This is a genomic window from Bacillus sp. SIMBA_008 (genome assembly GCF_046535495.1).
GTDB classification, from domain to species: domain Bacteria; phylum Bacillota; class Bacilli; order Bacillales; family Bacillaceae; genus Bacillus; species Bacillus subtilis.
Genome location: NZ_JAWRWL010000134.1, coordinates 1 through 350 on the forward strand (window position 1 = coordinate 1; position 350 = coordinate 350).

A 350-nucleotide genomic window follows, 5' to 3' on the forward strand; every position below is an offset into this window, starting at 1 on the left:
GAGCTGCTCGACCGAGTGGGGCTGGGCTCCCGCGGCGGACATTACCCGTCACAGCTGTCCGGCGGTCAACAGCAGCGAGTTGCGATCGCGCGCGCGCTTGCGATGGAGCCGCAGCTGATGTTGTTCGATGAGCCGACATCGGCGCTCGACCCGGAACTCGTCGGGGAGGTGCTCGACGTGATGCAAAACCTGGCACGTGAGGGAATGACAATGATCGTGGTGACGCACGAGATCGGATTTGCTCGCGAGGTCGCAGATACAGTCCACTTCATGGATGCCGGCGAGGTTGTCGAGTCGGGTCCTCCGGCCTCGGTACTCGGTGCACCTCAGCACGAGCGCACTAAGAGCTT

Annotated in this window: 1 protein-coding gene; it reads left to right on the forward strand. The window is 63.1% G+C overall.

Going from position 1 to position 350, the window contains the following annotated elements; all coding sequences use genetic code 11:
* The coding region (locus SB658_RS22500; protein WP_410602440.1) for an amino acid ABC transporter ATP-binding protein at positions 1-350 on the forward strand (350 nt) is incomplete at both ends.